We start from the raw sequence: 23,959 nt of genomic DNA, 5'->3' as shown, positions 1-23,959 counted from the left end.
GCCGGTGCGAAAGACGTAAGCGGCCGGCACGGCCGGCGGGTTGCTCTCGCTGGCGGCGCTGAAGCCGGCGGCGCCGGCGACCAGGCGCAGGGGCTCGACCTGATCGCGCAGGCGGCCGAGGATCGATTCGATCAGCGCGTCGCTCATCGGGCGTCGCGGCTGAAGAGGCGCTCGTCGGTGACGTAGTCGACCGTGGCGGCACCGGTGGCGGCGCTGACCTGATTGGCGCCATCGAGCTGCGCACGGCCGGCCTGCACGTCACGCAAAAACGCGCGGGCGTCCTCGTAGGCCCGGCGGGCCGTCTCGGTGGCCGCGTCTCCGAGGACGTGATAGCGGGCGATGGCGCAGGCGAGGCGCGTGATGGTGATCGGGACCGGGCTCAGCGGCACCACGTAGCGGCCGGAGACGTAGCTATTGATTTCCGCTTCGGCATCGGCCAACGCGCGATCGACGGCGCCTGCACCGAGCATCGATTCTCGCTGAACGACCTCGTCTCCACCGTGGCGCTGTTCGAAGTCGGTGATCGCGGCGTAGGCCATGACCGGTCAGCGCCGTACTTTGTGGGTTGTCGTTTTCGCGCCGGCGGCGTCGTCCGGCGCATCGGCGATCGCGCCGGCGGCCTCGAGTTGCGGCAGGTCCTCGTCGCGGATGTCGATGACCTCGCCGATCTCGTATGGCGTGTTGTCGTAGTTGACCCGGGAGAGCAAGCGTTTGCGTGGCATGGAATTTCCTTTCAATGTTCCCGCTGTGCCATCACGGCGGTGAGCTTCGGTCAGTACGGGTTTTTGATGCTTAGGCGACCGCGTTCTCGAAGTAGTAGCCCAGATCCGTGGCCGTGACCACTTCCTTGACCTGCTCGCCGACCCGCACCCGTTGACACCCATTGAGGCCAATGGCCGGCTCGGCGATGGTCCCGGAAATCTTGCTGCCGAACTGCGCCGTAAAGCCGAAGGTGATGCCGGCCTGGGGACCGGCAGCGCGATCGCGATAGAGGAACGCGGCGTGCTTACCCCAAACGCGGGCCAGGGAAACCGCCTGGCCCAGTTTGGCGCTGTTGGCGAAGCCGGCACCCACGAACACCTGCTGCAGCTCGAAAAATTCCAGGAACTCTTGACGCGACACCATGCCCGAACCCTGCGCGGTGCCCTTGATCGCCTGGACCAGTTTGGGATGCCGGCGCAACTTGGTCCACGTGACCTGGCCGAAAGTCGCGATGTTCGGCCGCATGACCGGGATGTCGAGAGCATCGCCGATGGCCGCCACCGGATCCGAGTTGGCGGTGTCTGACCATTGCGAGGTGCCGGACAACGTCACCCTATTGGCTGCGGCGTACGAACTGTTGTTGAACACCAGCGCGGCGGCGCGTTGCTCCCGGGAGAGATTGACCAGGTTGGTCAGATAGGCGACCGCGATACCGAGCGGATCGACGCCCTGGTTATCAGCCTCGATGTCTTCGTTCGGTACCAGATCATCGAGCCCATAGTCCGCCACCTTGTCGTTGGTTTCGGTACCGGAAAAGTTCACCTCGTTCGGCAGGCTCTTGCGCCCCACTTTGGTATCCGGCACGGTGAACCCCTGCGCCAGATCGAATTTGAGGTACTTGAATTCGGCGGCCGTCGGCGTGCGCGGCAGCACCTCGTCTGCGATCAGTACCAGGTCGGGATTGCGATAGGCGATCGAGATCGCCGTCAGTTGCGGATTGACCGGGAATGGCCGCACGGCGCCAACGCCGATCAGCAGCAGATCGCTGACTTCCGGCGGCGAATAGCCGCCGACGAAGTGGATCAGTGCCAGGACGATGCCGACCACGACCAGCGTCAGCAGGTTCGTCGAACAGAGGGAAAGCGCTTTCTTCATGGGGGGCTGTACTCCAAAGGGGTGATTTGACAGAGGCGCTTACATCACGCTCGGTGCGATCAGTACCGGAGCGATATCGCCCGAGACGGCGCTGACCAAGGCGAGACCGATGGTGCGGTTGGTGCTCGCCGCGGCCACACCTTTGCCGCTGGCATCGGCGGTGACCATGGCACCGCGGGCGACGGTACCGCCGAACTCGAGTTCGGCGATGCCACACTGGATGATGTCGACGCGTTCTCCGGAGGCCGGGCCGACCTCGCCGCAGATGCCGATCGACAGATCGGCCGCCGCGGCGGCCTGCAGGACGACGCCATCGGTAGTATCGAACTTGACGATGCGCCGAGCGCTGATGGCCGCCCCGGCGAGGTAGTTCTTGGTGAGGATTTCATTGGCCATGAGGAGAGGATCCTGTGCGATGGAAGGTTGGCGGTCGGCTAGACCGGGGTGGCCACGTGCTTGACGGCCGCGTAAATCGGGACGCTGATGCCCGCCGCGGCCTGGGCGGCTTGCCACGCCAGAGCGGCATTGGCGAGTGCTTGCGCGTCGGTGCGGTCGAGGTCGGCGGCGGCACCGCCGGGCGCCTCGCCGCCGGTCTGGGTGCCGCCGAGCGCCGCTATCGGCACAGTGGTGTCGAGGTGCCTGGCGAGCAGCGCAATGTTGATCGACCCCAGCTCACGCGCCCATTCGATTTGCGCCGGCAGCAGCTTGTGCTGTGCCAGGCCCTGCTCGATGAGGCGCTCGATGCTGCCCTTGAGCTGGGCCTGCAAGTGGCGGGCCAGCTCGTCCTGCACCTCCTTGAGCTGCATCACGGGGACGAATTCTGCCGGGTCTGGCAGCGCTCGCACCTGGGTCTGCAGGGCGACGAGCTGCTCGTGCTGCCGGCTTAGGTAGCCCGCCAGGTCGAGGCTGGCAGCGGCGCCCACCTCCGGTGAGACGGCCACGATCTGGGCGATGAGCTTTTCGAGATGCGTGACGATTTCTTCCGCAGTCGTGGTGATCGGCAGGTTGAGCAAGTAACGCAGGCGCTCGATGAGTTCTTCCATAGGGGGGTGATCCTCGTGGGCAATCAGGCCGGCAGCGAGCCGCTCCAGGCTGGCGCCCAGGTCGGTGAGGCCATCCAGGCCGGGGTTGGAAACCAGTGCAGCGCACGCCAGGCTGCGGACGGCGCCGGTCTGGTCGTCGAAACCGAATACCGGGCTGAGGTAGCGATACTCCTCGTCGGCGATCATCTTCGCCGCCGCCGGTGTCCACCGGACATCGGTGGCGTACAGCCCATCGCCGTCGCGCCACTCGAGCGTGCGGTACCAACCGGCGGCCGGCGCCGGTTTGCCGTTCTGGCTCGCGAGCAGCGTCTGGTGTTCATAGTCGATCACATAGTCGGACCGCCGCGCGTGGGCTCTGGCGCAGATCGGCGCCGCCAGGGTGCGATCGAGATACCAGCCCGGCAGGTTCTCCGGACGGCCGTCCACCGCTCGGAACGTGCCGGCCGGGATCATGCGGATCTCGCTGGGAGGCGCTCCCGTGGAGGCGCGAGTCAGCGCTACGGCGAGCGCAGCAATCGCTGGCGTTTGCGGCTTGGTGGGCTTTTCGGCAGGTGGGCGGCGGGGGCTCGACATGAGGCTCGATTGTCGGTCGCACGCCCGCCGAGTAGCAGGACGAAGCGCTTCGTCATGACCCGCTCTCCCCGCGCGCGCGACAATCCGGCCATCTGCTCAAGACTGATGCGCCGGGGGATTGGTAGGCCCCCAACGCTTTGAAGAGGTGACACGAGGTGAAAGAGACGTGCAATGACCCACCGCAGGCCAGCCCGCATACCGATGTTCCGGACGACACCTGCCAGCATGGCGTGCCGTTCGACGAATGGTGCGCGGCCTGCATTGACGAGATGAATGCCCAACTGGCTGCCGGGATTCCTGCCGAACCGGGAATGGGGCCGCTGTGGTGACGCTATCTCCCATCCCTTTGCCGGCAACCTCCCCGGCAAAGGTCATCTCCCTGAGCGAGGTGCGCGGTCAGTACGCCCCAGGGCGCTGCCAGCATCAGAAAATCCTCGTCGACGAGGCGTTAAGCGAGGTGGAGTGCGCCGACTGTGGCGCCAAACTGAACCCGGTGGCGACGCTGGCGCGCTTTGCCCGCGAGGAAAGCCGCTTGTCCCGAGAAGCAGAGAGGGCGCAGGCGGCCATCGACGCGCTGAACAAACGCGTGCGCTGCAAGTGTCTGCACTGCGGAAAAATGACCCCGATTCTGGGGCGGTAAGAGCGTTCCCAAACCCATCAACCCAGATCAGGAGTAGTTCATGGACGGGTATCAAATCGGCTGGATAGTGGTGCTCGGTCTGTTCGGGGCCGCCTTGAGTTATGCCCTGCTCAGCAATCTACTCAACAAGATAGGCGAGCTGTATGCGGCGAGTCTCCACCACGCAGGGATTGCCGCAATACGAAGGTACGGCGCCGACATGCAGGAGCAAGGCTATTATTTTCTGCCCCGTCGGCTGGCCGCCAATAACCCCAAATCGGAGACAGAGAAAGGGCAGCAACATGGTCTTGATGTTTGAGATTGCACCACCTTTCCGATGGACCCCGAAAGTTGAGCGCGTGGGGCCACTGACACGTTTGATTTGTGCATGGTTCTCGGTGGCGTACCTCTCGGGGAAATTTGGCAACGTGTGGGAGGCTATCCGGCAAGACGAGCGCCAGAGGTGCTGGGACGAGATCAACGCAGCAATCCCGAACGGCCCGCTGCCTGGCAATGGGTGGGACCAGACGGCAGAGCGCAATGGTTTGGTCCTGGCGAGCAACATCGCCATGGCCGGTATGAAGCGCGAAAGGCTTTGCCATGATTGAGCCTGCGAAACCGATTGAGGTTGCAGAGGCCGACGAAGCGTCGCTGCGCAGTGCAGAAAACGAGCGGGAAATGGCGAAGCTGCGAGCGGCACTCGAAACGGCAATGACCACCCTTGATCAGATTGCAACGACGCCCAGGAATGCCGGGGCAAAGCGAAACGCCTCTGCAACGCTGATATTCCTGCGGACGCAGATAGCGTGATGGGTCCCAAGGATCCCCTGGCCTGGGCCAAACGCCCGGCCAGCGACCACGCCGCGCGCGCCGTGCTGGCGCTGGCCAAGACCGATCGCCGCTTCGCGCAGATCGCCCGTTTCCTGATCGAGGAGGGGGTGATCAATCGGGCCGGCCGGCTGCTGCTCACGATAGAGGGCGAGCGTGTCGACCTGCATAAGGCGTTGGAGTGTCGACCAAGCACCGACTACCCGATTACCGGAATTGCATCATTTCGCAAGGAGCCAAGCACCCATGCCCAACAAAACGAGTGATTCAACGAGCGCAGCAGCGTCCCCGGATGACAATGCCGTCGAGCGGTCCGGTCCAAATTGCACCAGGGTGAGCTGCAACAGGCCAAGACCTACTGAGACAATGCCGATCAACGAGTCGCTCCTCGGGCGCCTCGCCGAAGACGCCGTCGACAATCTATTCATGCTGGCAGTTTTCTCGGTAAGCGCGCTGCTTTGGGTCGATCCGAATTCGATGCGCGCCCTGCTGGTTTTTTCCCTCTCGGCAATCGCTGTGGTGATGATCGGTGTGATTGCCTTGATCGCGATGATCAGGAAGCCGGCGACAGCGAGGAATGTTTCCAATCCGGATCTCCAATAAAGCCAATAACAGGCAAGGACGTTCCCATCGTCTCACCGCTGATCGAGGGAATGCTTTCGTAGCGCCGTAAAAAGAACAGGAAACCCCATGACAACGTTTATCAATGAGAGCCGGTTAGCTGCCGACCACCGCATGGCCTTTTATGCAGCCAGGCGAATTCCGAGATTTCACCTGAACGCCATCAGGCGTTCGCTGACCAGGGCAATTGCTGAGGGAACGGCCATTGATGTCTGGCGACGTAGGCAAGCAGTTCGCTTCCAAGCTTGGTTTCGTCGGTGCCGCTCAAAAAATCCGCCGGGAAAGCCAGGTCTCTGAACATCGTCAAGAACATGACGTACTGGCAGAGCAATTCCTTCAGTGCGCGTCGCTCGCCGCCGGGAAGGGAGATCGCTTCCTTGATCGGTAACGGGCTGCCCGAGGCAATGCGCAGAATGATGGTTTCGGCATGCTGACGCTCAAGGGGATGCGGCTGGTCGCTCGCGCCGGCAAAGGCCATCTGCATGAACTTGAACAGTGGTTCGGTAACCTCATCGGCGGTCACGGCCTTCATATTGCGCAGCCCTGTACGATGATCTGAGGCGCCTTCCGCTTTTCCTTGCAATGAGGCGGTCGGGCCGCGCTGATTCGACGGCAGCTTGGCTTCCGCCTTCTGCTGCCTGCGCAAGGCGACCGCGCGACTCTGGGCGACGACGCGCTTGATGTTGCGCAGGTTGAGCCGGTACATCGACTGCTTGGTCGTGCCCTTGCCATAGGACACCGACGGATCGTCCAGGTAGCTTTCCTTGCGCGCCCGGCGTGGCGCGTCAGCCAAGAGCCAGTCGAACTCGGCCATGGCCTCGGCAAAGCGCCCGGCCCGCGACAGGTAGAGCGGCAGCTTGCACCACGCCTCGTTGGTTTGATGGCCTAACGACTCGATCATGCGCGCCTTGGCTTCGTACAGGGTGGCGAGCGCCGCGTCCCAGTCTTTAGCGTCGGCATGTTGCGTGGCCAGGCGCATGAGCGCCGCCAGCTCTTCGTCGTGACTGACAACCACCTCAATGCTGAAGGTCGGCGTAGTCATCGCAAAATCCTCCCTGGTAAAGATGGCCGGACGCAAAAAAGGGGGCGCAGGCCATTTATAAACGCCGCTGCGCCCTATTTTCCTGCCGTGGAATATCTGCGGTCGGTGGCAGAATATAGCTCCGCACGCGCGTCCCGGTCCCCGGCGTGCTTTCGGGCGCGCCACTCCCAGGGCGACACCGCATGATCATCGACCCACAGCCCAACCCTCTTCGCCCTCGCCTCGTGCTCGGCGAACTCGTACCGCCCCGCGTCCTCCGGGGACTGTTCCTTCGCGTATTTCTCGTACCACCAGGCGAGTCCGGCCGTGAGCTGCACGAGGCCAGCGTCGAGCGTCTTGGGACAGGGACTCTCCCGGCACTTCGGCGTCGCCACCATCACCTTGCCGACGATGCGCTGGTACCGGTCGCGCTTGTGCCAGTGCACGTCGACTTCCTTCTCGAACACCAGAGCTGACAGAAACTCCTTTGAGCGCTGACCGAAGGGCTGCGCCTTCTCCGGGGCGTCGATGCCAGACAGCCGGATCTTGTGCTGTTCGTGGTTCGCGTCCAGGACGGTGATCGTGTCGCCGTCGGTCACGCCGACGACCTGGCCAGCCAGCGTTTCGGCACTGACCAGTCCCGTCGAGATCAGCCAAACGGCCGCCAGGATCACGCGGATTATCGCCATGCGGTCAAAGGGGCTCATGCGCTTTCAGCGGTGGCGCCGGGGCAGTCGTGTTTCGCGAAGAGATCGCTCGTCGTCTTGAGGGCTTGCCGCGCCGCCGGGGGCGAGTGGCGGAAGTTGTCGAGGAGGGCCGTTTCTTCGGGGGTCATCACGATTCCGCCCCGAGCCCCAGTGACGATGTACAGCACGTCTGCACCTGCCTGCGCTACCGCTGCCAAGTAGGCTGCTGTCGGGAACGATGTTCCTTTCTCGTAGTTGATCTGCGCCAATTTCTTGACGCCGCCAAGTTCTCCACATGCGGTTTGGCTCAACCCCAAGCGCTCACGTTCCAACCTCAACCGCTCGCCAATAGTTTGCATAGACAAACCTCAAATAGGTCTTGACGGTATGAAAAAACATACCTATGATTCGGCTAACGAGTTACCTTTACTAATAAACACAAACACCAATTGGCGGCAAACATGCACCCCGAACTCATCAAAGCGCAACTGCGCATGCACGGATCAAGCCCCGCTGACGTCGCGCGGGAGACTGGTGTGTCGCAGATGAACGTCTCGCACGTGATCCGTTCTCGGCACCGTTCCGTCCGCATCGCCCGCCGCATCTGTGAACTCACCGGCCTCGAACCGGACACCGCCTGGCCGGGCCGCTACCCGGAGTTCCGTTTTGACCCGATCCGCTTTCCTCAAACCCCGCACTTCCAGGAGGTCGCATGACATCCCCAATCAAAAGAACCCGCCCCTTGCGCCCCGGTCGCTTCGCCAGAGAGGACAGCGCCAGAAGATTCATCATCCGGCTCGACAGGCTTGGCTTCAGTTCCTACGCATCCCTGCAGTCATGGATGTGTCAGACAGGATTCACCCCCGCATCTGAACCACCGGTGGGCTTCTCAGGGGTCACCGTGCGTCTCGATTTTTCCGACCTGGCCAGCGCCTACCCCTTCAAGGAGGCCCTGGTGCACGCCGCCGCGTTGATCCGCCAGGTCAGAGCCAACCCGCTGGGCTGTCGCGTCGAAGTCGTGCAGAACGGCAACGGGGGCTACTTCGCAGACGGCCTCGATGCGACTTGCGGCGCCGTCCACAAGGTTCGGTGAAGAGCCGGCGCTGGTGGACTACCCCGTCTTTGCTCTGCCAGAACGTGTGCTCGACACGAGTCACGGTCAGCACCCGGTTGTTTGCTCCCGTCAGGGGGCCGGTGTGCAGAACTTCTCCAGCAGAGACCACCAGCGGTGCGTCGGACTCCAGCGAGGCGACCAGGGTGCGGTCGTCTCCCGGCTCGTAGATTTCAACAATGAAACGTCCCATGCCTGTTCACCTTTCGCCTTACCAGTTAGCCGAACTTACAGGATAGCAAATCGAAATGAAGTCCGCTGATATCCAGTGCGCCCTCAAGAAGGCGCGCAGCTCGCAAGCCGAGATCGCTCGCCAATGCCAGGTCAGCAAGGTAACGGTCAGCTACGTGGTAGCCGGCATCACGACCAGCCGGCGTATTGCGACGGCGATCAGCACCGCCACCGGGCTGTCGCTGGAGACGCTGTGGCCGGGCAAGTACCCGGCCCAGGAGGTCGCATGAACCATATCTCACTCTGCCGGCTGCGCCTCGCGCTGCGCTATCGGCTGGTCGTCGAGGCGAGCCGTGCCGGGGGCTGGCTCTATGCCAAATCGTGGGCAGCGACGACGGTCGCCGAGTTGCGCCAGCGGGGGGTGGCATGAGCGATCTCCCGGCGCGGCTCGCCTCGCACAACGCCGCGCAACTGCGGCTGATGGACGTGATGCGCGCACTCGCGGGCCATGAGGTCTTTGGCCTGCGCCTGGCGGACCTCGCCAAGGCGGTCGGCGCCAGGGAGTCGATGGTGCTGCGCGACCTGCAGACGATGGCGCACAAGGGCTGGGCGGTGCAGGACGCGACCAAGGCCTGGCGTCTCGGCCCGGAACCGGTGCAGATCGCGGTGCAATTTTCTTACGGATTGCGCCAGGCGCAGGCAAAGGTTTCCGAAGTCGAGCAGCGCTATACGCGCCTGCCCGGTTGAGTTTGTTATCCATCATCCACAAGGGACAAGACAATGAACGAGGAAGGGCAAGGCGGTGAACTGGTGCCAATCGGTGTCGAGGCGCTGCAGAGGCAGGCGGCCGACGAGATCGAGACACGCCGGCTCCTGGAGCGCTTCGGCTACACGGACACGACGCTCGACATGTTGAAGATGACGGTTCGCCGGTACGTGCAGCGCAGCGTGGAAGACATGCTGGAGATCGGTCGCGCTGTGCTGTTGTTCCGTGAGCTACCGCGCGGCGGTTACGGCGAGGCGATCCGCGCGGTGGGCCTCTCGGAACAAACGGCGCGGCGCCTGGCGTCCGTGGCCCTGAAATTCCGCGGCCGGGATCATCTGAAACCCTTGCTGGCCCTCGACCGATCGAAGGTCTATGAGTTGGCGCTGCTCGACGAGACGCAACTCGACGACCTGGCCGCCGACCCGGCGCAACTCGACGCCGTCGAGCGGATGAGCGTTTCCGAACTCAAGAAGAGCCTGCGCGAGGCGACACTGACGTTAGAAGCCAAGGATGCGGTGATCCAGGCGGTGCAGGAAGACAACAGCGCGTTGCGCGAGCAGGCGGTGGCGCGCACGCGCTTTACGCCGGATCAGGCCCGGCAGGAGGCGGATGAACAGCAACAGGCGCGGCTGCAGGAACTGCACGCGGCGGCGATGGGGGTGCTGGCCAACGTCAATCACTTCGGCACGGTGCTGGCCGCGTGCTGGGAACACGGCGAAGCCGAGGGCACATTCGCCGAGGAAACGGCGGTCTGGTTGGCGCAGCAAGTCTCCGCCCTCTACGTCCGCCACGACATCACCGTCGATTTCGCCGAAATCCTCACGCCGAGCTGGACCCGGCAGCCGACCGACACCCACTAGGCTCAGGGAGGAATGATGATCATGCCGCCCAGCCCGTTGCAGTTGCCGATGGTCCTGCAGCTTGCCGCCGAGCTGCCCGCGTTGCCGCACGGCCAGGGGACGCCGCGGGTGCAGTCGATGGCCGAGACGCTCGGCATTTCCGTGCAGACGCTCTGGCGTTGGATCCGCGAGGCGGGCTATGGGTCGACACGCAAGCGTCGCTCGGACGCCGGCCGGTTGAAGGCGCTGACCGAAGCGCAGGTGCGCCAGATGGCGGCGATCCAGATCGCCGGCGCGCGCGAGACGGGCAAGGTGTTGCCGACGCTGGGGATGGTGCGCGACATCGCCAACGCCAACGCGGCGCCAGACCCGGAGACCGGGGAGGTCGCGCACACGACCGCGCATCGCAGCACGATCGCGCGGGCGATGCGCCAACTCGGCTGCCATACCGAGCAGATGATGCGCCAGAGCCCGGCGTTCGCGCTGCAGTCGCTGCACCCGAACCATGTCTGGCAGTTGGATGTGTCGACCTGCGTGTTGTTCTACCTGGCCAACGGCGGGATGGAGGTTTGCGACGAGGCGGCGTTCAACAAGAACAAGCCGCACAACTACGAGCGCGTTTCGCAGTTGCGCGTGCAGCGCTACCTGGTGGTGGATCACTGCACGGGGGCGTTTTACCTGCAGTACCTGGCTGGGCACGAATCCACCCGGAACCTGCTCGATTTCCTGATCCCGGCTTTTCATCCGCGGAATGGCCTGCCGTTCTATGGCGTGCCAAAGATCCTGCAGGTGGACCCGGGCAGTGCGCAGGCCTCGCAGGTGTTCCGCAGTCTGTCGCGAGCCCTGGATATCGAGGTGCGGGTGCACAAGACCAAGAACCCGCGCGCCAAGGGTGCCGTGGAGTCGATGCACAACCATATCGAGCACCAGTTCGAGGGCCGGCTGCACGCGCAGCGGGTGCGGGATTTCGAACACCTGAACGAACTGGCGAATCTATGGAGCGCGGCGTTCCAGTCGCGCGCGGTGCATACGCGCACCAAGCTCTCGCGCTTTGCGGGTTGGATGAAGATCACCCAGTTCCCTGGCGCCTTGCGGGTGATCGCGGGGGGGGCCGAGGTGACGCGCGCGCTGGTGATGGCCGATGCGGTGTCACGGGTGGTGGACGGTCTGCTGCAGATTACATTTTCTGCGGCCGGAAAGGGGCAGGCGACCTATTCGGTCGCCGGCATCCCCGGTGTTGCCGTCGGCGAGAGGGTCTCGGTGGTGGCCAGCCCCTACACGCTGCCCGATATCGACGTGCTGGCGGTGAACGCCGAGGGCAAGGCGGTGCGCTACCGGCGTTCGCCAATTCCGAAGACCGAGTTCGGATTCGACGGCACGGCGGCAGTCCTCGGCCAGGAGTTCAAGTCGGTCGCCGACACCTTCATCGACGTGGAGCGCAAGCGGGCGTTGTGCGCGGCGTGGGGTTCCGATGATCCGCTGGCGATCGCGAAGACGCGCAAGGGCCAGGGTGGACAGCGCGGCGTGGCTTTCGCGGGGCAGATCGATCCCTTTGCCGACGTGCGCCAGGTGGCCATCCCGGCATATCTGCCGCTGGCGGGGACGGCGATCGACGTGGGCACACCCACCGACGAATCGCTGATGTCGGCCACGACGGCTTGCCTTCGCATGCAGCAACTGCTGGATGCGAACTGGCAGCCGGAGCACTACGCGTGGATCACGCAGCGCTTTGCCGGCGGCATCAGTGAAACGCAATTCCGGAGCCTCGCCACGCAGTGGCAGGCGGCGATTGCCGGCCCCGAGGATCACCAGGAGGTACGCCAGGCATGCTGATTCTGGGCGGAGTCTTGAAGCGGCATGGCCTCTCGCAGGCGAGCCTGGCGCGCCAACTGCATCTGTCACCGGCGGCGATCAATCTGTTGATCCAGCGCGGGCAGTATCCCCGGAAGACGGAGCGCCGCGCGCTGCGCTCGATGATTCTCGCGGCGCTGCGCGGGCGGGGCGTCGCGGAATCGGAACTGGTGGAGTGCTTTTTTGAGACGGAGTCGCCCGAGGTGGGCGGGCCGGGAAAGTCGCCGGGCGATCCGGCAGGAACGGCACCGCGTTCGAGCGCGGCGCCGTCGGGTACCACAACAACCCCACGGGAGGTGGAGAGCGAAATGCTACTACGTAAACAGACGCTGAGCGAGGCGGCGCGCCGCAAGTTCAGCATTTTCAGGGATCCGTTCGACGATCCGCAACAGGCCAGCGAGGTGTATCTGAGCCGCGCGATTCGCCAGGTGCGCGAGGCCATGTGGCAGGTGGCGATCGGCAATACGAAGTTCCTGGCGGTGATCGGTGAATCGGGGGCGGGCAAGAGCACGCTGCGCGAGGAACTGGAGGAACGCCTGCGCCTGGAGTCCCGGCCGGTCCGGTTGATCCAGCCGTACGTGCTGGCGATGGAGGATAGCGACAAGAAGGGCAAGACCCTGCGGAGCGACCACATTGCGGAGGCGATGCTGCATGCGGTAGCCAGCGGCGAATCCCCGAAGCGTAGCCCGGAGGCGCGCTTTCGGCAGGTACATGAGGCCCTCACGGCCAGCAGCCGGGTGGGCATGCAGCATCTGCTGGTGATCGAGGAGGCGCACGGTCTGGCCCTGCCGACGCTCAAGCACCTGAAGCGCTTCCTGGAACTCAAGGACGGCATGCGCCGGTTGGTCTCGGTACTGCTGCTCGGTCAGCCGGAATTGCGCGACAAGCTGGACGAGCGGCGGGCGGCCGTGCGCGAGGTGGCGCAGCGCTGCCAGATCGTCTGGCTGCCGCCGCTCGATACGGCGCTCGGCGAGTATCTGGCACACCGTTTTACGTCGGCGGGGCTCGATCTTTCATCGATCGTCGAGCCGGCGGCGATCGATGCGTTGATGCAGGCGTTGACGATCCAGCAACGGGTCGGCCACGGGGCCGCTGATACGCAGGTGATTTCGCTGACGCATCCGCTGGTGGCCAACAACCTGTTGACGGCGGCGATCAACCAGGCGGCGCTGCTGGGCGCCCCACGGGTGACCGCTGATCTTGTCCGGGCGGTGCGGGAGTCGATGCCATGAGCCTGCCGGCAGTTTCGACCCCGATCGCGCGCGCGGATGTGGCGAATCTGGCCCATCTGGCGACGGCACTGGAATACCTGAAGAACAAGTTCACAGACCCGATGTGGCGCGCTGCGCTGCGGCGCGCGGTCATTGAAATGCACGGGGTGGCCACGGAAATCGACGCCGAACACGGATTCGGCATTTATCAGAGGGAGGATTGAACGATGGGTGGGATGAAACGGTTTGCTGGTGAATTGATCGCGGACGCGACGGAGGATCCGGCGCAACTGGCGATTCGACTGATCTACCAGGTGCGCTGCGAGCGCCTGCGTAAATTGAGCCGTAGCCTGGACGAGGTACTTCACGCAGCGACGTACCTGCTCAACCTGGGCGTCAAAATCACCCGCGTGGTGTACGAGCGTGACCGTGCGGTAATCACCGTAGAGAGCACACCCTTCCTGTGGCGCCTGTTCGCTGGCGATTGCGCCTGGCGGCAGCGCCGACTGGAGGGAGAGACCACGATCTACACCTGGTTTGCCGTGCGTTACGGGACGCGGATCGAATGGGAGGAGCGGCAATGACAGGTTCCATCGTTCTGTCCGCTTCGGCGTGGCCGGCCCTTCTGGTCTCCGGGAGCGAATCCGCCTACGCCGGGGCGATGTCCGGGATCGGGCCGCTTTCCTGGGGATTGCTGGCACCACTGGCTGACCAGGCCGGCTGGTGGACAGCAGTCGTCATCACCGGATTGCTGGTGGCCGCGCTGATTTCTGATCTGGCGCCGGATTTCTGGGAGTCCCTGCAGTTCGTGGCCTGCCTGTTGATGATGTTTTTTCTGATTGCCGCTCTGCCGCTGATCCTGCTGGGGACCCTGCTGCGCCAGGCCTGGCAGCGCGGATGGGCACTGTGGGCGCGTTTCTGGCTGGCGCTCGGCCTATGGCGCCACCTCGGCCGCCGCTGGTCGGTGGCGTGGCGCAATGCGGATCGGGAGGAATGATGGACGACCTGGATGGTAAAACGCGCAGATTCTCCGGTGACGAGGATCGTCTCCTCATGAGGCTACGCGGAGAGGGGATGACGTTCGCGGCGATCGGGCACCTCATGAATCGCCCGCAGAGCAGTGTCGGCAATCATTTTCGGAGACTGCAGAGAAAATCTGGTGACCGGCCGCCTCTCCTCTCTCGACGTGTCGAGGTTGCGGATCCCGACCACGACCTGGATCCGGTCGAGACGTTCGTATACCGCAGCCCGGATGGCGAGGTGCGCTGCCTGGGCGGTTGCGGGAAAACGTTCCACTCTCCGGACCGTATGCGAATCCGCATCTGTCCGACCTGTAAAAATTCCGAGGAACGGCGCGGGTGCTCTTACGCCGAATTTTCACTGCGGCTGTGAATGCCGCGCCCCTACTGGAGTACTGATTATGATGATAACGATCAATGGATCTAAGAAGCGCCTCAAGTCCCCGGCAACGCCGAACGTGCCGCAGACGCTGGAGGAAGTGGCCGACCTGATTTCGGGTATCGGCATCGACTCGCGGGAACTGACGCTCATGGAGTGCGAGATGAACGAGACGATCAGCCGAATCAAAGAGGCCTACGAGCAGCGCGCCGACCCGATCCGTTTGCGGATCGCCGACGCCCAGCGCGGGGTGCAGGGCTACTGCGACGCGCATCGTGCCGTTCTCACGGATCACGGCAAAATCAAAACCTACAAATTCACCAGTGGCGAGGTGTGCTGGCGGACGCGTCCACCGTCGGTGCGCATCACTGGCCAGGACGCGGTGCTGTTCAGTCTGCAGCAGATGGGGCTGAACCGATTTGTGCGCCTCAGGATCGAGATCAATCGCGAGGCGATCCTCAACGAGCCGGAGGCAGTGGCACGCGTTCCGGGAATATTCATCAGCCAGATCGAGGATTTCGTGGTGACGCCATTCGAACTCGAACTCAACGGGACCTCGCCATGAGCACGAAGACCGTGCCGGCGAAGCCGGATGCGACCAAGGAACGCGCCACCGTGATCCAATTGATCCATATCGCCCGACGCGAGATCCAGATGAGCGACGACGCCTGGCGCGCGTACCTGCAGCAGGCGTTCCTGGTGCAGTCGTCGACACAGTTGTCGCTGACGCGGCTGCGCACGGCGCTGGCGCATCTGCGGCGACTCGGCTTTCTGCCGAAGCGTGCGGATGGCCAGCCGCTGCCGGCGCGGCTGGCGCAGGAGTGGGCCTTTGTCGATAACGCCGCCGTTCCCCGGCAGCCGTTGCTGCGCAAGATCCTCATGTTGATGCGCGCGCTCCCTGTCGTGCGCGGGCAGCAGGTGGCGTACGTGGAGGGGATCGCCCGGCAGATGGCGGGCCTGGGCGCGACCGCGATCGACAAACCGTTGCCGATGTGTGACGAGTTCGAGTTGCGGCGCATCGTGGTGGCGCTGGTGACTCACATCCGACGCGTGCAGAACCGTGCCGAGCCTGTTGCGGCTGACGCCTGAGGACTGCGAGGCCGTCTCCGGCCTGCTGCCCTACACGGCGCTGGTGCTGATCGCGACGATCGGGGCAGCGGCGGCGTGCACGCTGCTGAACGAGCGGCCGGGGGTGACGATCAATTTGCCCCGGCGCCCGGACGCGAACCCGGCCGGCGCCCGGCGCTGGGCGGAACTGGCCGAGTTGATCGGCGAGCCGGCGATGGCGGCCCTGGCCGCGCGCTTTGGCGGGGAGGTGCTGTCGATCCCGGTGTGCAAGGCGGCTCGCGCCGAGCTGCGGGCGCGGGCAATCCGCGCGATGTACGACCGGCTGATTGGCGTCGAGCGGTTTTCCGGCCGGCAGGCGATCTACGAGATCGGGCTCGCCTTCGCGCCGATCACCAGCCGGGCGATCGAGGGGATCTGTACCCGGGCGGATGACTCCGGGCCGGTGCAGCCGGACCTTTTTTGACAGAGCAGAATGATTTTTCACGAGGAGCAAGACCCATCATGACCCCCGCAGAACAACGCGCCGCACAACCCTTGATCGCCAGCGCGCCGAATGTCGCCCTGAATACCGCGCTGTGGCGCTTCTGGCGCCTGGCCTGGGCGCCGGTGACGATTGCCTGCGCGGCGATCGCCGGCGCGCACTGGGCGCACGGGCAGGTGCTCAACCCGCCGGGTGCACCGCGGCGCCAGACGTGATTTGACATGGCCACGATCCGGGTGCATGATTTCTCGATCGCTGCACTTCAGCGATACGGGTTTAGCAGCCCGGAGAAAAGGCGGACGAACCGCCGCGAGCGGTTTTTTTACGTCCGTCAGCATGGCACTCCCAGTTTCGGGCGGCCGTGCGGGAGGGCTTCGGCCCTGCCGGTTCCTTTTCCCGGTCTGCTAACCCGCACGGTCGCCCTCCCCGTTTAGCAGCGGGCGGGCGGTTCTCTATCCGCTTGAAAAGGAGTTACCCCATGAACACCCCCTTGCCGGCGCCCGCCGGTTCCCTCGCTTTTTCCGGCATTTCCCTCGACCTGTCGCGCCAGTCCGGCCAGGACTGGCTGACCAACCGGGTGCTCGGCCGCTGCCTCGGCACCAATCGGCGAGTCATTCAGAACATCATTGACCGCCATCCGGAGGCGTTCACCGAAGCCGATACCCGCCTCGTTGACGTCGATTTGATGACTCACTGTGAGTCATCAAATACCGAGAAACGCGGCCCGGGAACCGGGGCCAAGACCACCCGCATCTGGTCTTTTCCCGAGGGCTGTCTCAAGGTCGCACTCTTTGCCACCACCGACCAGGCCAAGGCCTTCGGCCTCTTCGTGCTGGCGCACCTGCAGCGGCAGGCCGAGCACTGGCGCCTCAAGGCCCTGCAGCGGGAGCACTACATCTACAGCAAGCGCCCGCGCATGCGCCTGGTGGCCCAGGCGGCCGATGCCGGCCTCAAGGCGGCCGATGCCGGCCTCAAGACGCGCGACCAGGCCGGCGCCGCCGGCTTCCGCTGCCTGGAATCGGCACGCCGCAACCGCAGGGAGGCGCTGAAGGCCGGCCTGCTGGCCACGCCCGCCCTGCCGGAAGCCGCCCAGGGCGAACTCTTCGCCCTCACCGGGGAGGCCTGACCATGTGCCCCTGCCAACCCACGCCCGCCGCGGGCGCTCCCCTGTTTCATCGTGCCTATGACCTCGCCGCGCTGATCGGCGATTGCCGTTCGGTGGCGCTCGCGCTGCCGGCGATCATTCCCGACGGCGATGAGGCCATGACGCTGGCCCGCCTGCAGCACCTCACTAACCTGGCCAGCGCCGTCAGCCGCCTGCTCGGCCCGGCCGAGGATCTCGCGTACGCGCTTGGTTCTGATCTGCACGACCTGCACCGCCAACTCGCCTCGAAAGGGAATTGACCATGAACGATTTGATCAACGTGCCATTCCGCAACACCACCCTGGAAATGATTGGTCACGACGGGCAGCCGTATGTCGCCATGCGGCCGATCGTCGAAGGGATGGGGCTCGACTGGAAGACCCAGCACCGCAAACTGATGGCCGACAAGGATCGTTGGTCCGTGGTCATAATGACCACGGAGACCCCTGCCGGTTTGCGCGAAAGTGTCTGCATTCCGCTGCGCAAAACCTTCGCCTGGTTGAACACGGTTTCCGCCAACAAGGTCCGCCCCGAACTGCGCGAAACGATCCTCGACTACCAGCGGCGATGCGACGACGTGCTCTGGGAACACTGGACAGGCGAGGCCGAGGGGGAGCGCAACCAGAGCCGAAACTACTATTTCTCGAAGTACCCGCACTGGCCGGCGATCCGCGCGCGGGTGCTGGCCGGCGAGCGCTACCGCGACATCGCGACGGCCATTGCCCGCAGTGTCGGCGCGGTGCGCTATGCGATCCAGCGGATGATCCAGATCGGCCTGCTGGCGCCGGCGAAGGTTGCCGCGGCGCAAGTCGGGGCGTCGCGGCGCGCAGCGCTACGCCAGGTCTCTGGCTGGGGCCAGCTTTCGTTGGCGTTGGAGAATTGATGAGCGCAATTCAGTGCTCAGCTCCTACCTGAACGACCTGCCCCGCCCCGTGCGGGGCTTTTTGTTGCGGGGTGACGAACCCCTTCCCCCTGCTTCACGCCTTGCGCGCGCGCGACAATGGCCGCGCATGTCCATCACCCACCACCCACTGTCATGACCTTGCCGCTGCCCAGAGTCCTGCCGACTCAAGAAATGGACGACCCGGGCGTCGAAATCGACCTGCTCTGGAACGAACACTGCGACGAAATCGAGGCCGCCGCCGCGGCGATTGCGGCACACCTCATCGCCAGTGATCCGCACCCGATTTATACGACCTCTGCAGAAGCCTCTGCCGCAGCTCCCGTGCAAAGCGTCGCTGGCCGTGCCGGAGCGGTCACGCTAACCAAAACAGACGTTGGCCTGGCGGCTGTCGACAACACCAGCGACGCCAACAAACCGGTCAGCTCGGCGCAACAGACGGCCCTCGGCCTCAAGGCCGACTTGGACTCGCCGAACTTCACCGGTGTGGTCGGCGGCATTACCGCCGCGATGGTCGGCGCGCCGAGCGGATCCGGGACGTGTTCCGGAACCAATACAGGCAACGAGACAACCACCACGATCGGTAGTCTGATCCAGGGCGCCACTGCCAAAAGCTCGCCGGACGATAACGATTGGTTCGGTCTGACGGACTCGGCCGCCGGCAACCTGCTGAAGGGTTTCTCGTGGTCCAACCTCAAGGCCCGTCTGCTGGAGATGGTTTTCGGGGCGGGTTATCTGAAGGTTTTCCACAACACCGCCAGACCGTGGATTCTGCTGCCCTCCGGGACGCTCAACGCGGGGTCGGCGGGATCGGCGACCATCGACAACCTGGCCACGGCGCTGGTCCGCTCCTACACCTCTGGAGGCTGGGTTTATGTGCCTGCCGTCGGGAGCCACCCCGGAGGCTGGTTGGAATTCTCCTCGACGACGACGACGGTCGTCACCCTGGTCAATGCCGTGACCACCGGCGGCGCTTACACCCAGACGACTTCTGCAGACATCACCGGGCCGAGCTTCACCCTGCCGGCAAACAGTCTGGGGCCGAATGGCTGCCTAGAAAGCCTGGTGACCCTGCAATACGTCAGCTCGGCCAATGTCAAGGTGTACAAGCTATTCCTGGGTACCACCAACATGGGGCCGAGCATCAACCTGACGACGACCAGCCATTTCAAATCGGTCATGCAGGTCAGTAACCGAGGGGTCACCAATCGACAGGTCACCGGGCTCTGCTCGACCTCGTCGCCATTCGGCACCGGGTCAACGGGGGCGTCCGTCGAACTGCTCACCTCGGTGGACACCACGGTGGACAAAACCGTTTCGATCACCCTCAACAGCGCCTCGGCCAGTGAATATCTGGTTCTCGACCACTGGCGCTGCTGTGGATCCTACGGAGCCTGACCATGATCACCGACTACGACAGCGAAGCCGCGGCCCGCGCGATACCGGAAAGCGATCTGCAGATTCTCCCCCGCCAGGGGCAGTCGCCGATTTACCGGGTGCGTACCGGCGTCGATCGTTCTCCGGCAAACGAGCCGCCGACCCTCATCCCGGCCCGCCAGTTCTGGGTGGCCTGTCTCGACCTCGGCTACCTGCCGGCCATCCAGGGCCTAAAGGGCCAGTTGACGGCGCGCGAGCAACTGATCATGGACAGCGCGACCGACTTCGACCGCACCAACCCGGTGTTCGCCCATTTCGTCGCCAAACTGGGCGTCAGCGAAGAGCAGGTGCGAGCGCTCTACCGCTACGCAGCGACGCTGCCGTGACCTCGCTTACCTGGCGCCCGCACCTCCCCTGGCGGCCGGCCAACGCCACCTGGGGCGGCCAGCGGCTCGGCGGGCTCGTCGCCCACCCGTGCTACCTCGCCACCCGGAGCGCCGCCCGATCGTATCGGGTGGTCCTCCACTGCGCCTCGGGGCGCCGCCGATGAGCACCACCTGGCCGGCCAAGGACCCCGCCGAGAAGCTCATCTGCAGCTTCGATTTTAGTCCCGAACTGGACAGCGGCGAAACGATCGACCACGCCACGCTGAGCGTCACGCTGCTCTCCGGCGGCGACGCCAACCCTTCGGCGCTGCTCGACGGCGCGCCCCAGATCGCCGGCGGCAGCGTCGTCCTGCACGCCTTTCAGGGCGGTGTCGACGGCGCGAACTACCGTTTCCGCTGCCTCGCCACCCTCTCCAGCGGGCGCATCCTGGCGCTCGCCGCGACGCTCCCGGTGCGCACCGCATGATGGTCTGGTTTCCCGAACCCGACGAACGAGCGGAAAAAAATAATTTCCGCAGAACCTCAGCAGATGGTCTGGATCTGATTTCCCGCCATACCCATTTCAGACCGGTTCCTGAGCCGGGACGGTTCGGCCTGTCGACTGTCGGTTACGGGCACGTGCTGCGACCCGGCGAACCGCGCTGCGTGGTGGACCATGCGGCGGCGCTGCGCCTGCTGAGGGACGATTTACGACCGATCGAAATTTACCTGTTGGCAACCCTGCCGGCCGCCCTTCGACAGAACGAGTTCGATGCCCTCATTTCACTGATCCTGGACATTGGGATCTGCGCCTATGAGCATTCGGAGGTGCGTGAAGCCGTGCGCTGCCTCGACAGGGATTGGGTAGCGGCAGAAATACGCGCCGGGCCACAACTTGGGGAGGGGCCTGACTGGGCGGTGACGGATCATTTCTGGCGGCGCAACGACGAGGCGACGCTGTATCTGCGTGGAGCCGAGGCAATGCGGCGGCAATGGTTGGATATCGATGACGAGATCGGCGAGAGGAATTCCTGAGATGACTGACCAGATCGATCGCGCTCAGGAGCGCGATCAGGAGATTCTCTCCGAGCATATTTACCAGCACGGACGTCTGTCCGGGCTGTCCGGACGGTCAATCGACGACTCGAGCGAGACGTGCGTGGACTGCGGCGAGCGCATTCCAGAGGCGCGTCGGGCCATTTATCCAGGAGTCAAACGATGTGTCTACTGTCAGCGCGACAGGGAGAGGACGGCGCGTGTCCGTTGATTATCAGGCGATCCGATTCTGGGTTGATATGGGCATTCTGGCCTGGGGCCTGGCGGTCACCGGATGGTTGTACTGGGACAGGCGCAACCAGGTGACTCAGGAGGCCGTTTCGAAATTGCGTGAGGAGCACGCCAGGGCGTTGGATGCGCTCCGGGCCGACATCGATCTTCGACGCAGGAGGATAGACGAGGAGATGCGCACAATCGGTACCCGCCTCGCCGAGGCTCCGACACGGGTCGATCTGTCACGCCTGTACGAGGCGATCGGCGATGTCTCCGAGCTGGCCAACCAACTGCGCGGATCGGTTGGGGCATTGCAGAAAACGTTGCAGATGATCAATCAGCACTTACTGGATAAACACTAACATGGGTGATTTGTGTGGCCTCTCGTTCAGGGCAAGAATTCAATTGGAAACACGCCTGGCCATCCTGATTTGCCTCTCCGACGCTCCGGAATACACCGCCACGGATGGGATTTTGCACGGATACTTGGTGGGCATCGGTCTGGGCGAATCGTATGACGCGATCCGATCTCATCTGGCCTGGCTCGATGAGCAGGGTCTGGTCATCAGGCAGACGGCAGGAGGACAACTCGGGATGACCCTGGCGACGCTGACGCAGGCTGGACAGGATGTGTCGGCAGGACGATCACAGGTTCCCGGTGTCGCACGGCCGCGGCCACGGTCAGGGATCTGAGGTGGGGCAGCGTTCAGCGGTCTCGCAGCTCCCCGAGGAGGTCAGGGATGAACTCAATCGGCGACTGGTCGAATCTGGGTTCGGCGGATACACGGGGCTAGCGGGGTGGCTGCGAGAAATCGGTTACGAGATCAGCAAGAGTTCCCTGCAGCGGCACGGGACGCAACTGGAAGCGGATTTCGAGGAGGCCATGGCCGACGTGCGGCGTACGCGCGCGCTGGCCAAGGCGGTGCGGAACGAGGGCGATGAGGGCGATGTGCTCTCGGCGACCAGCGGAATTCTGCAGGAGCAACTGTTGCGCATTTCGATCGCGCTGCGCCAGGCGGAGTCTGACCCGGCCGAAGCGGCGAAATCCATCTCGCAGGTGGCGCGCGCGCATGCCGATGTGGGACGGATGCAGGTCGCCCTCAGCAAGTGGCAGGACGAGCTGCGCACCAAGGCGCTGGCCGCCGCATCGGCCTGCGAGGCGGTGGCACGCCGGGGCGGTCTGACAGCGGATGCAGTGGAGATGATCCGCCGCGAGATTCTCGGAATTACGGCATGACGCCGACGGTGCTGCTGCCGTATCAGCAGGCCTGGGTCGGTGACCCGGCCGAAGTGGCGGTGTGGGAGAAGTCTCGCCGGATCGGCGCCTCGTGGTGCGATGCCTCCGAAGCGGTGCTGACGGCGGCGCCGGAGGGGGGCATGGATGCGCTGTACATTGGCTACAGCGAGGACATGACTCGGGAGTACATCGACGATTGCGCGATGTGGGCGAAGGCGTTTTCGTTCGCCGCGGCATGGTTCGGCGAGGTGGTCTATGTCGATGAGGGACAGGACATCAAGGCGTTCCGGATCGATTTCGCGAGCGGCAAGAAGATTCTGGCGCTGAGTAGCCGGCCGCGCTCGATCCGCGGCAAGCAGGGCCGGGTGACGATCGACGAGGCGGCCTTCCATGATGATCTGCCGGGGCTGATGAAAGCGTCTCTGGCAATGCTGATCTGGGGCGGCAAGGTGCGCCTGCTCTCGTCGCACAATGGCACGAACAATCCATTCAACGAGATCGTTGGGGCGATTCGTGCCGGTCGGCTAGGCTATTCGCTGCATCGGACGACGTTCCGCGAGGCGGTGGCGCAGGGTTTGTATCAGCGGGTGGCGTTGATCCATGGCGAGCGGTTGGTGGACAAGACCGAAACCGCCTGGGTGGGCAAGATCTACGCGATGTATGGCGAGACGGCTACCGAGGAACTCGATGTGATTCCGTCGGAGGGCGGCGGGGTGTTTCTGTCGATGGCGCTGATCGAGTCGCGCATGGTGCTGGAGACGCCCATCGTGCGCCGGCGCTGGCCGGACAGTTTCGGGCAGTTGCCGGAAGGCGAGCGGCAGCGGGAGGTGCTCGCCTGGTGCGCGGAGGATCTGCGGCCGCTCCTCGAAGGGCTCGATCCGTTGCTCTGGCATGGCTTCGGCGAGGATTTTGCGCGGGTCGGCGATCTGACGGTGATCACGGTGCTCGAAGAAGGTCATGATCTGGTGCGGCGCGTGCGCCTGGTGGTCGAGCTGGGAAATTGCCCGTTCCGGCAGCAGGAGCAGATTCTGACCTACGTGGTCGATCGCGTGCCGAGAATGCGCCGCGGGGCGATGGATGCGGGCGGCAACGGCGCGGCGTTGGCGGAGTATGCGGCGGATCGCTACGGCGCGGCGCGGATTGAGCAGATCAAGCTCTCCGAGGCGTTTTACCGCGAGCAGATGCCCCGCTTCAAGGCGGCGTTCGAGGATGCCATGCTCGATGCGCTGCCGCGCGACGATCAGTGCCGGGACGATCTGCGGGCCATCCGGACGATCAACGGGGTGCCCAAGCTGCCGAATGCGGCGACGCAGCGCCAGGGCGCCGGCGGTACCGGGAAGGTGCAGCGGCACGGGGATTTTGCGATTGCCTTGTTCCTGGCGGATTACGCGCTGCGGGTCGAGGGCCTGCCGGGCCGGTGTGACGGGTTTGTCTCGGCACCTCGCCGGGGCGCTGACGAGGAGGACCTGGAGTACGCCTCCAGGCACATGCTATGACGCGCATTCTGGATCAGTTCGGCCGG

Annotated in this window: 43 protein-coding genes; 34 read left to right on the top strand and 9 right to left on the bottom strand. The window is 64.4% G+C overall.

Features of this window, described 5'->3' with window-relative positions:
• Positions 1-143 precede the first annotated feature (143 nt).
• The 5 genes from JNK99_RS15815 to JNK99_RS15795 form a co-directional block, all read right to left on the bottom strand.
• Entirely contained in the window at positions 144-539 is a 396-nt protein-coding gene (locus JNK99_RS15815; protein WP_291854827.1) for a DUF1320 domain-containing protein, read from the bottom strand.
• Between the two features lie 6 nt (positions 540-545).
• The gene (locus JNK99_RS15810; RefSeq protein WP_291854825.1) at positions 546-722 is read right to left on the bottom strand and encodes a hypothetical protein; all 177 of its coding nucleotides are present in this window, start codon (positions 720-722) and stop codon (positions 546-548) included.
• 70 nt (positions 723-792) lie between these two features.
• On the bottom strand, positions 793-1,857 hold the full coding sequence (locus JNK99_RS15805; RefSeq protein WP_291854824.1) for a major capsid protein: 1,065 nt from the start codon (positions 1,855-1,857) through the stop codon (positions 793-795).
• 39 nt (positions 1,858-1,896) lie between these two features.
• On the bottom strand, positions 1,897-2,253 hold the full coding sequence (locus JNK99_RS15800; RefSeq protein WP_291854823.1) for a capsid cement protein: 357 nt from the start codon (positions 2,251-2,253) through the stop codon (positions 1,897-1,899).
• Between the two features lie 38 nt (positions 2,254-2,291).
• Entirely contained in the window at positions 2,292-3,353 is a 1,062-nt protein-coding gene (locus JNK99_RS15795) for a phage protease (RefSeq protein ID WP_291854822.1), read from the bottom strand.
• Between the two features lie 275 nt (positions 3,354-3,628).
• Here JNK99_RS15795 and JNK99_RS15790 point away from each other — a divergent pair, with 275 nt between their 5' ends.
• From JNK99_RS15790 to JNK99_RS15760, 7 genes are all read left to right on the top strand, one after another.
• On the top strand, positions 3,629-3,802 hold the full coding sequence (locus tag JNK99_RS15790) for a hypothetical protein (protein ID WP_291854821.1): 174 nt from the start codon (positions 3,629-3,631) through the stop codon (positions 3,800-3,802).
• Positions 3,799-4,113 carry a hypothetical protein gene (locus JNK99_RS15785; RefSeq protein ID WP_291854820.1) on the top strand — a complete coding sequence of 105 codons (315 nt, stop codon included), beginning with the start codon at positions 3,799-3,801 and terminating at the stop codon, positions 4,111-4,113. Before JNK99_RS15790 ends, JNK99_RS15785 begins: the two co-directional genes overlap by 4 nt.
• Before the next feature lie 40 nt (positions 4,114-4,153).
• Positions 4,154-4,411, top strand: coding sequence for a hypothetical protein (locus tag JNK99_RS15780; RefSeq protein ID WP_291854819.1), 258 nt, complete (start codon positions 4,154-4,156; stop codon positions 4,409-4,411).
• Positions 4,401-4,700 carry a hypothetical protein gene (locus JNK99_RS15775; protein WP_291854818.1) on the top strand — a complete coding sequence of 100 codons (300 nt, stop codon included), beginning with the start codon at positions 4,401-4,403 and terminating at the stop codon, positions 4,698-4,700. The genes JNK99_RS15780 and JNK99_RS15775 overlap by 11 nt, the downstream gene beginning before the upstream one ends.
• A complete protein-coding gene (locus JNK99_RS15770) occupies positions 4,693-4,902 on the top strand; it encodes a hypothetical protein (RefSeq protein WP_291854817.1) in 210 nt (69 codons plus the stop codon). Before JNK99_RS15775 ends, JNK99_RS15770 begins: the two co-directional genes overlap by 8 nt.
• Positions 4,902-5,186, top strand: a complete 285-nt coding sequence (locus JNK99_RS15765; RefSeq protein ID WP_291854816.1) for a hypothetical protein — start codon at positions 4,902-4,904, stop codon at positions 5,184-5,186. Before JNK99_RS15770 ends, JNK99_RS15765 begins: the two co-directional genes overlap by 1 nt.
• A 100-nt stretch (positions 5,187-5,286) precedes the next feature.
• A complete protein-coding gene (locus JNK99_RS15760; protein ID WP_291854815.1) occupies positions 5,287-5,523 on the top strand; it encodes a hypothetical protein in 237 nt (78 codons plus the stop codon).
• A gap of 181 nt (positions 5,524-5,704) precedes the next feature.
• On the opposite strand, the gene JNK99_RS15755 is transcribed toward JNK99_RS15760, so the two are convergent.
• The 3 genes from JNK99_RS15755 to JNK99_RS15745 form a co-directional block, all read right to left on the bottom strand.
• A complete protein-coding gene (locus JNK99_RS15755; protein WP_291854814.1) occupies positions 5,705-6,583 on the bottom strand; it encodes a hypothetical protein in 879 nt (292 codons plus the stop codon).
• Between the two features lie 74 nt (positions 6,584-6,657).
• Positions 6,658-7,269 carry a thermonuclease family protein gene (locus tag JNK99_RS15750; protein WP_366518772.1) on the bottom strand — a complete coding sequence of 204 codons (612 nt, stop codon included), beginning with the start codon at positions 7,267-7,269 and terminating at the stop codon, positions 6,658-6,660.
• The gene (locus JNK99_RS15745; RefSeq protein ID WP_291854813.1) at positions 7,266-7,607 is read right to left on the bottom strand and encodes a transcriptional regulator; all 342 of its coding nucleotides are present in this window, start codon (positions 7,605-7,607) and stop codon (positions 7,266-7,268) included. Before JNK99_RS15745 ends, JNK99_RS15750 begins: the two co-directional genes overlap by 4 nt.
• Positions 7,608-7,709: 102 nt before the next feature.
• Between JNK99_RS15745 and JNK99_RS15740 the strand changes: the two genes are divergently transcribed.
• The 11 genes from JNK99_RS15740 to JNK99_RS15690 all read left to right on the top strand — a co-directional run bounded on the left by JNK99_RS15740 (position 7,710) and on the right by JNK99_RS15690 (position 14,194).
• Positions 7,710-7,964 (top strand): helix-turn-helix domain-containing protein, encoded by a 255-nt coding sequence (locus tag JNK99_RS15740; protein WP_291854810.1) that lies wholly within the window; start codon positions 7,710-7,712, stop codon positions 7,962-7,964.
• Positions 7,965-8,128: 164 nt separating this feature from the next.
• Positions 8,129-8,341 (top strand): hypothetical protein, encoded by a 213-nt coding sequence (locus JNK99_RS15735; protein WP_291854807.1) that lies wholly within the window; start codon positions 8,129-8,131, stop codon positions 8,339-8,341.
• A 266-nt stretch (positions 8,342-8,607) separates the two neighbouring features.
• Positions 8,608-8,820 (top strand): helix-turn-helix domain-containing protein, encoded by a 213-nt coding sequence (locus tag JNK99_RS15730; RefSeq protein ID WP_291854803.1) that lies wholly within the window; start codon positions 8,608-8,610, stop codon positions 8,818-8,820.
• The gene (locus tag JNK99_RS15725; RefSeq protein WP_291854800.1) at positions 8,817-8,960 is read left to right on the top strand and encodes a hypothetical protein; all 144 of its coding nucleotides are present in this window, start codon (positions 8,817-8,819) and stop codon (positions 8,958-8,960) included. The genes JNK99_RS15730 and JNK99_RS15725 overlap by 4 nt, the downstream gene beginning before the upstream one ends.
• Positions 8,957-9,277, top strand: a complete 321-nt coding sequence (locus JNK99_RS15720) for a helix-turn-helix domain-containing protein (RefSeq protein ID WP_291854797.1) — start codon at positions 8,957-8,959, stop codon at positions 9,275-9,277. Before JNK99_RS15725 ends, JNK99_RS15720 begins: the two co-directional genes overlap by 4 nt.
• A gap of 33 nt (positions 9,278-9,310) precedes the next feature.
• Complete coding sequence (locus JNK99_RS15715) at positions 9,311-10,156, top strand: hypothetical protein (protein ID WP_291854794.1); 846 nt, start codon at positions 9,311-9,313, stop codon at positions 10,154-10,156.
• Between the two features lie 21 nt (positions 10,157-10,177).
• Positions 10,178-11,968 carry a hypothetical protein gene (locus JNK99_RS15710; RefSeq protein ID WP_291854792.1) on the top strand — a complete coding sequence of 597 codons (1,791 nt, stop codon included), beginning with the start codon at positions 10,178-10,180 and terminating at the stop codon, positions 11,966-11,968.
• 86 nt (positions 11,969-12,054) lie between these two features.
• The gene (locus JNK99_RS15705) at positions 12,055-13,218 is read left to right on the top strand and encodes an AAA family ATPase (protein WP_291854789.1); all 1,164 of its coding nucleotides are present in this window, start codon (positions 12,055-12,057) and stop codon (positions 13,216-13,218) included.
• The gene (locus tag JNK99_RS15700) at positions 13,215-13,421 is read left to right on the top strand and encodes a hypothetical protein (protein ID WP_291854786.1); all 207 of its coding nucleotides are present in this window, start codon (positions 13,215-13,217) and stop codon (positions 13,419-13,421) included. Before JNK99_RS15705 ends, JNK99_RS15700 begins: the two co-directional genes overlap by 4 nt.
• 12 nt (positions 13,422-13,433) lie before the next feature.
• Entirely contained in the window at positions 13,434-13,781 is a 348-nt protein-coding gene (locus JNK99_RS15695; RefSeq protein ID WP_291854784.1) for a hypothetical protein, read from the top strand.
• Positions 13,778-14,194, top strand: coding sequence for a hypothetical protein (locus tag JNK99_RS15690; RefSeq protein WP_291854781.1), 417 nt, complete (start codon positions 13,778-13,780; stop codon positions 14,192-14,194). Before JNK99_RS15695 ends, JNK99_RS15690 begins: the two co-directional genes overlap by 4 nt.
• Positions 14,195-14,256: 62 nt before the next feature.
• Here JNK99_RS15690 and JNK99_RS15685 read toward each other — a convergent pair whose 3' ends face one another.
• Positions 14,257-14,493 (bottom strand): hypothetical protein, encoded by a 237-nt coding sequence (locus JNK99_RS15685; protein ID WP_291854778.1) that lies wholly within the window; start codon positions 14,491-14,493, stop codon positions 14,257-14,259.
• 124 nt (positions 14,494-14,617) lie between these two features.
• Here JNK99_RS15685 and JNK99_RS15680 point away from each other — a divergent pair, with 124 nt between their 5' ends.
• From JNK99_RS15680 to JNK99_RS15605, 16 genes are all read left to right on the top strand, one after another.
• On the top strand, positions 14,618-15,160 hold the full coding sequence (locus tag JNK99_RS15680) for a host-nuclease inhibitor Gam family protein (RefSeq protein ID WP_291854776.1): 543 nt from the start codon (positions 14,618-14,620) through the stop codon (positions 15,158-15,160).
• 11 nt (positions 15,161-15,171) lie between these two features.
• Positions 15,172-15,684 (top strand): phage protein GemA/Gp16 family protein, encoded by a 513-nt coding sequence (locus JNK99_RS15675; protein WP_291854773.1) that lies wholly within the window; start codon positions 15,172-15,174, stop codon positions 15,682-15,684.
• Positions 15,656-16,126 (top strand): Mor transcription activator family protein, encoded by a 471-nt coding sequence (locus tag JNK99_RS15670; protein ID WP_291854770.1) that lies wholly within the window; start codon positions 15,656-15,658, stop codon positions 16,124-16,126. The genes JNK99_RS15675 and JNK99_RS15670 overlap by 29 nt, the downstream gene beginning before the upstream one ends.
• Positions 16,127-16,164: 38 nt before the next feature.
• Positions 16,165-16,359: a hypothetical protein gene (locus JNK99_RS15665; protein WP_291854767.1), complete on the top strand. Its 195-nt coding sequence runs from the start codon at positions 16,165-16,167 to the stop codon at positions 16,357-16,359.
• 263 nt (positions 16,360-16,622) lie between these two features.
• On the top strand, positions 16,623-17,270 hold the full coding sequence (locus JNK99_RS15660) for a hypothetical protein (protein ID WP_291854764.1): 648 nt from the start codon (positions 16,623-16,625) through the stop codon (positions 17,268-17,270).
• A 2-nt stretch (positions 17,271-17,272) separates the two neighbouring features.
• Positions 17,273-17,548 carry a hypothetical protein gene (locus JNK99_RS15655; protein WP_291854761.1) on the top strand — a complete coding sequence of 92 codons (276 nt, stop codon included), beginning with the start codon at positions 17,273-17,275 and terminating at the stop codon, positions 17,546-17,548.
• A gap of 2 nt (positions 17,549-17,550) precedes the next feature.
• Positions 17,551-18,171 (top strand): phage antirepressor N-terminal domain-containing protein, encoded by a 621-nt coding sequence (locus tag JNK99_RS15650; RefSeq protein ID WP_291854760.1) that lies wholly within the window; start codon positions 17,551-17,553, stop codon positions 18,169-18,171.
• A gap of 192 nt (positions 18,172-18,363) precedes the next feature.
• Positions 18,364-19,587: a hypothetical protein gene (locus JNK99_RS15645; protein WP_291854757.1), complete on the top strand. Its 1,224-nt coding sequence runs from the start codon at positions 18,364-18,366 to the stop codon at positions 19,585-19,587.
• A gap of 2 nt (positions 19,588-19,589) precedes the next feature.
• Complete coding sequence (locus JNK99_RS15640; protein ID WP_291854755.1) at positions 19,590-19,952, top strand: hypothetical protein; 363 nt, start codon at positions 19,590-19,592, stop codon at positions 19,950-19,952.
• A 160-nt stretch (positions 19,953-20,112) separates the two neighbouring features.
• Complete coding sequence (locus tag JNK99_RS15635) at positions 20,113-20,418, top strand: hypothetical protein (RefSeq protein WP_291854752.1); 306 nt, start codon at positions 20,113-20,115, stop codon at positions 20,416-20,418.
• On the top strand, positions 20,415-20,966 hold the full coding sequence (locus tag JNK99_RS15630; protein ID WP_291854749.1) for a hypothetical protein: 552 nt from the start codon (positions 20,415-20,417) through the stop codon (positions 20,964-20,966). Before JNK99_RS15635 ends, JNK99_RS15630 begins: the two co-directional genes overlap by 4 nt.
• Before the next feature lies 1 nt (position 20,967).
• Positions 20,968-21,198, top strand: a complete 231-nt coding sequence (locus tag JNK99_RS15625; protein ID WP_291854746.1) for a TraR/DksA family transcriptional regulator — start codon at positions 20,968-20,970, stop codon at positions 21,196-21,198.
• Positions 21,188-21,562, top strand: a complete 375-nt coding sequence (locus tag JNK99_RS15620; protein WP_291854744.1) for a hypothetical protein — start codon at positions 21,188-21,190, stop codon at positions 21,560-21,562. The genes JNK99_RS15625 and JNK99_RS15620 overlap by 11 nt, the downstream gene beginning before the upstream one ends.
• Before the next feature lie 43 nt (positions 21,563-21,605).
• Positions 21,606-21,893 (top strand): helix-turn-helix transcriptional regulator, encoded by a 288-nt coding sequence (locus tag JNK99_RS15615; protein ID WP_291854742.1) that lies wholly within the window; start codon positions 21,606-21,608, stop codon positions 21,891-21,893.
• A gap of 1 nt (position 21,894) precedes the next feature.
• Positions 21,895-22,437, top strand: coding sequence for a phage protein Gp27 family protein (locus JNK99_RS15610; RefSeq protein WP_291854739.1), 543 nt, complete (start codon positions 21,895-21,897; stop codon positions 22,435-22,437).
• Entirely contained in the window at positions 22,434-23,933 is a 1,500-nt protein-coding gene (locus tag JNK99_RS15605) for a hypothetical protein (RefSeq protein ID WP_291854736.1), read from the top strand. The genes JNK99_RS15610 and JNK99_RS15605 overlap by 4 nt, the downstream gene beginning before the upstream one ends.
• Positions 23,934-23,959 lie beyond the last annotated feature (26 nt).

Origin of the sequence: Accumulibacter sp. (assembly GCF_016789985.1) — a bacterium.
Lineage (GTDB): Bacteria > Pseudomonadota > Gammaproteobacteria > Burkholderiales > Rhodocyclaceae > Accumulibacter.
Note: the sequence above shows the minus strand (reverse complement) of the source record. Positions and strands in the feature narration are given on the sequence as shown.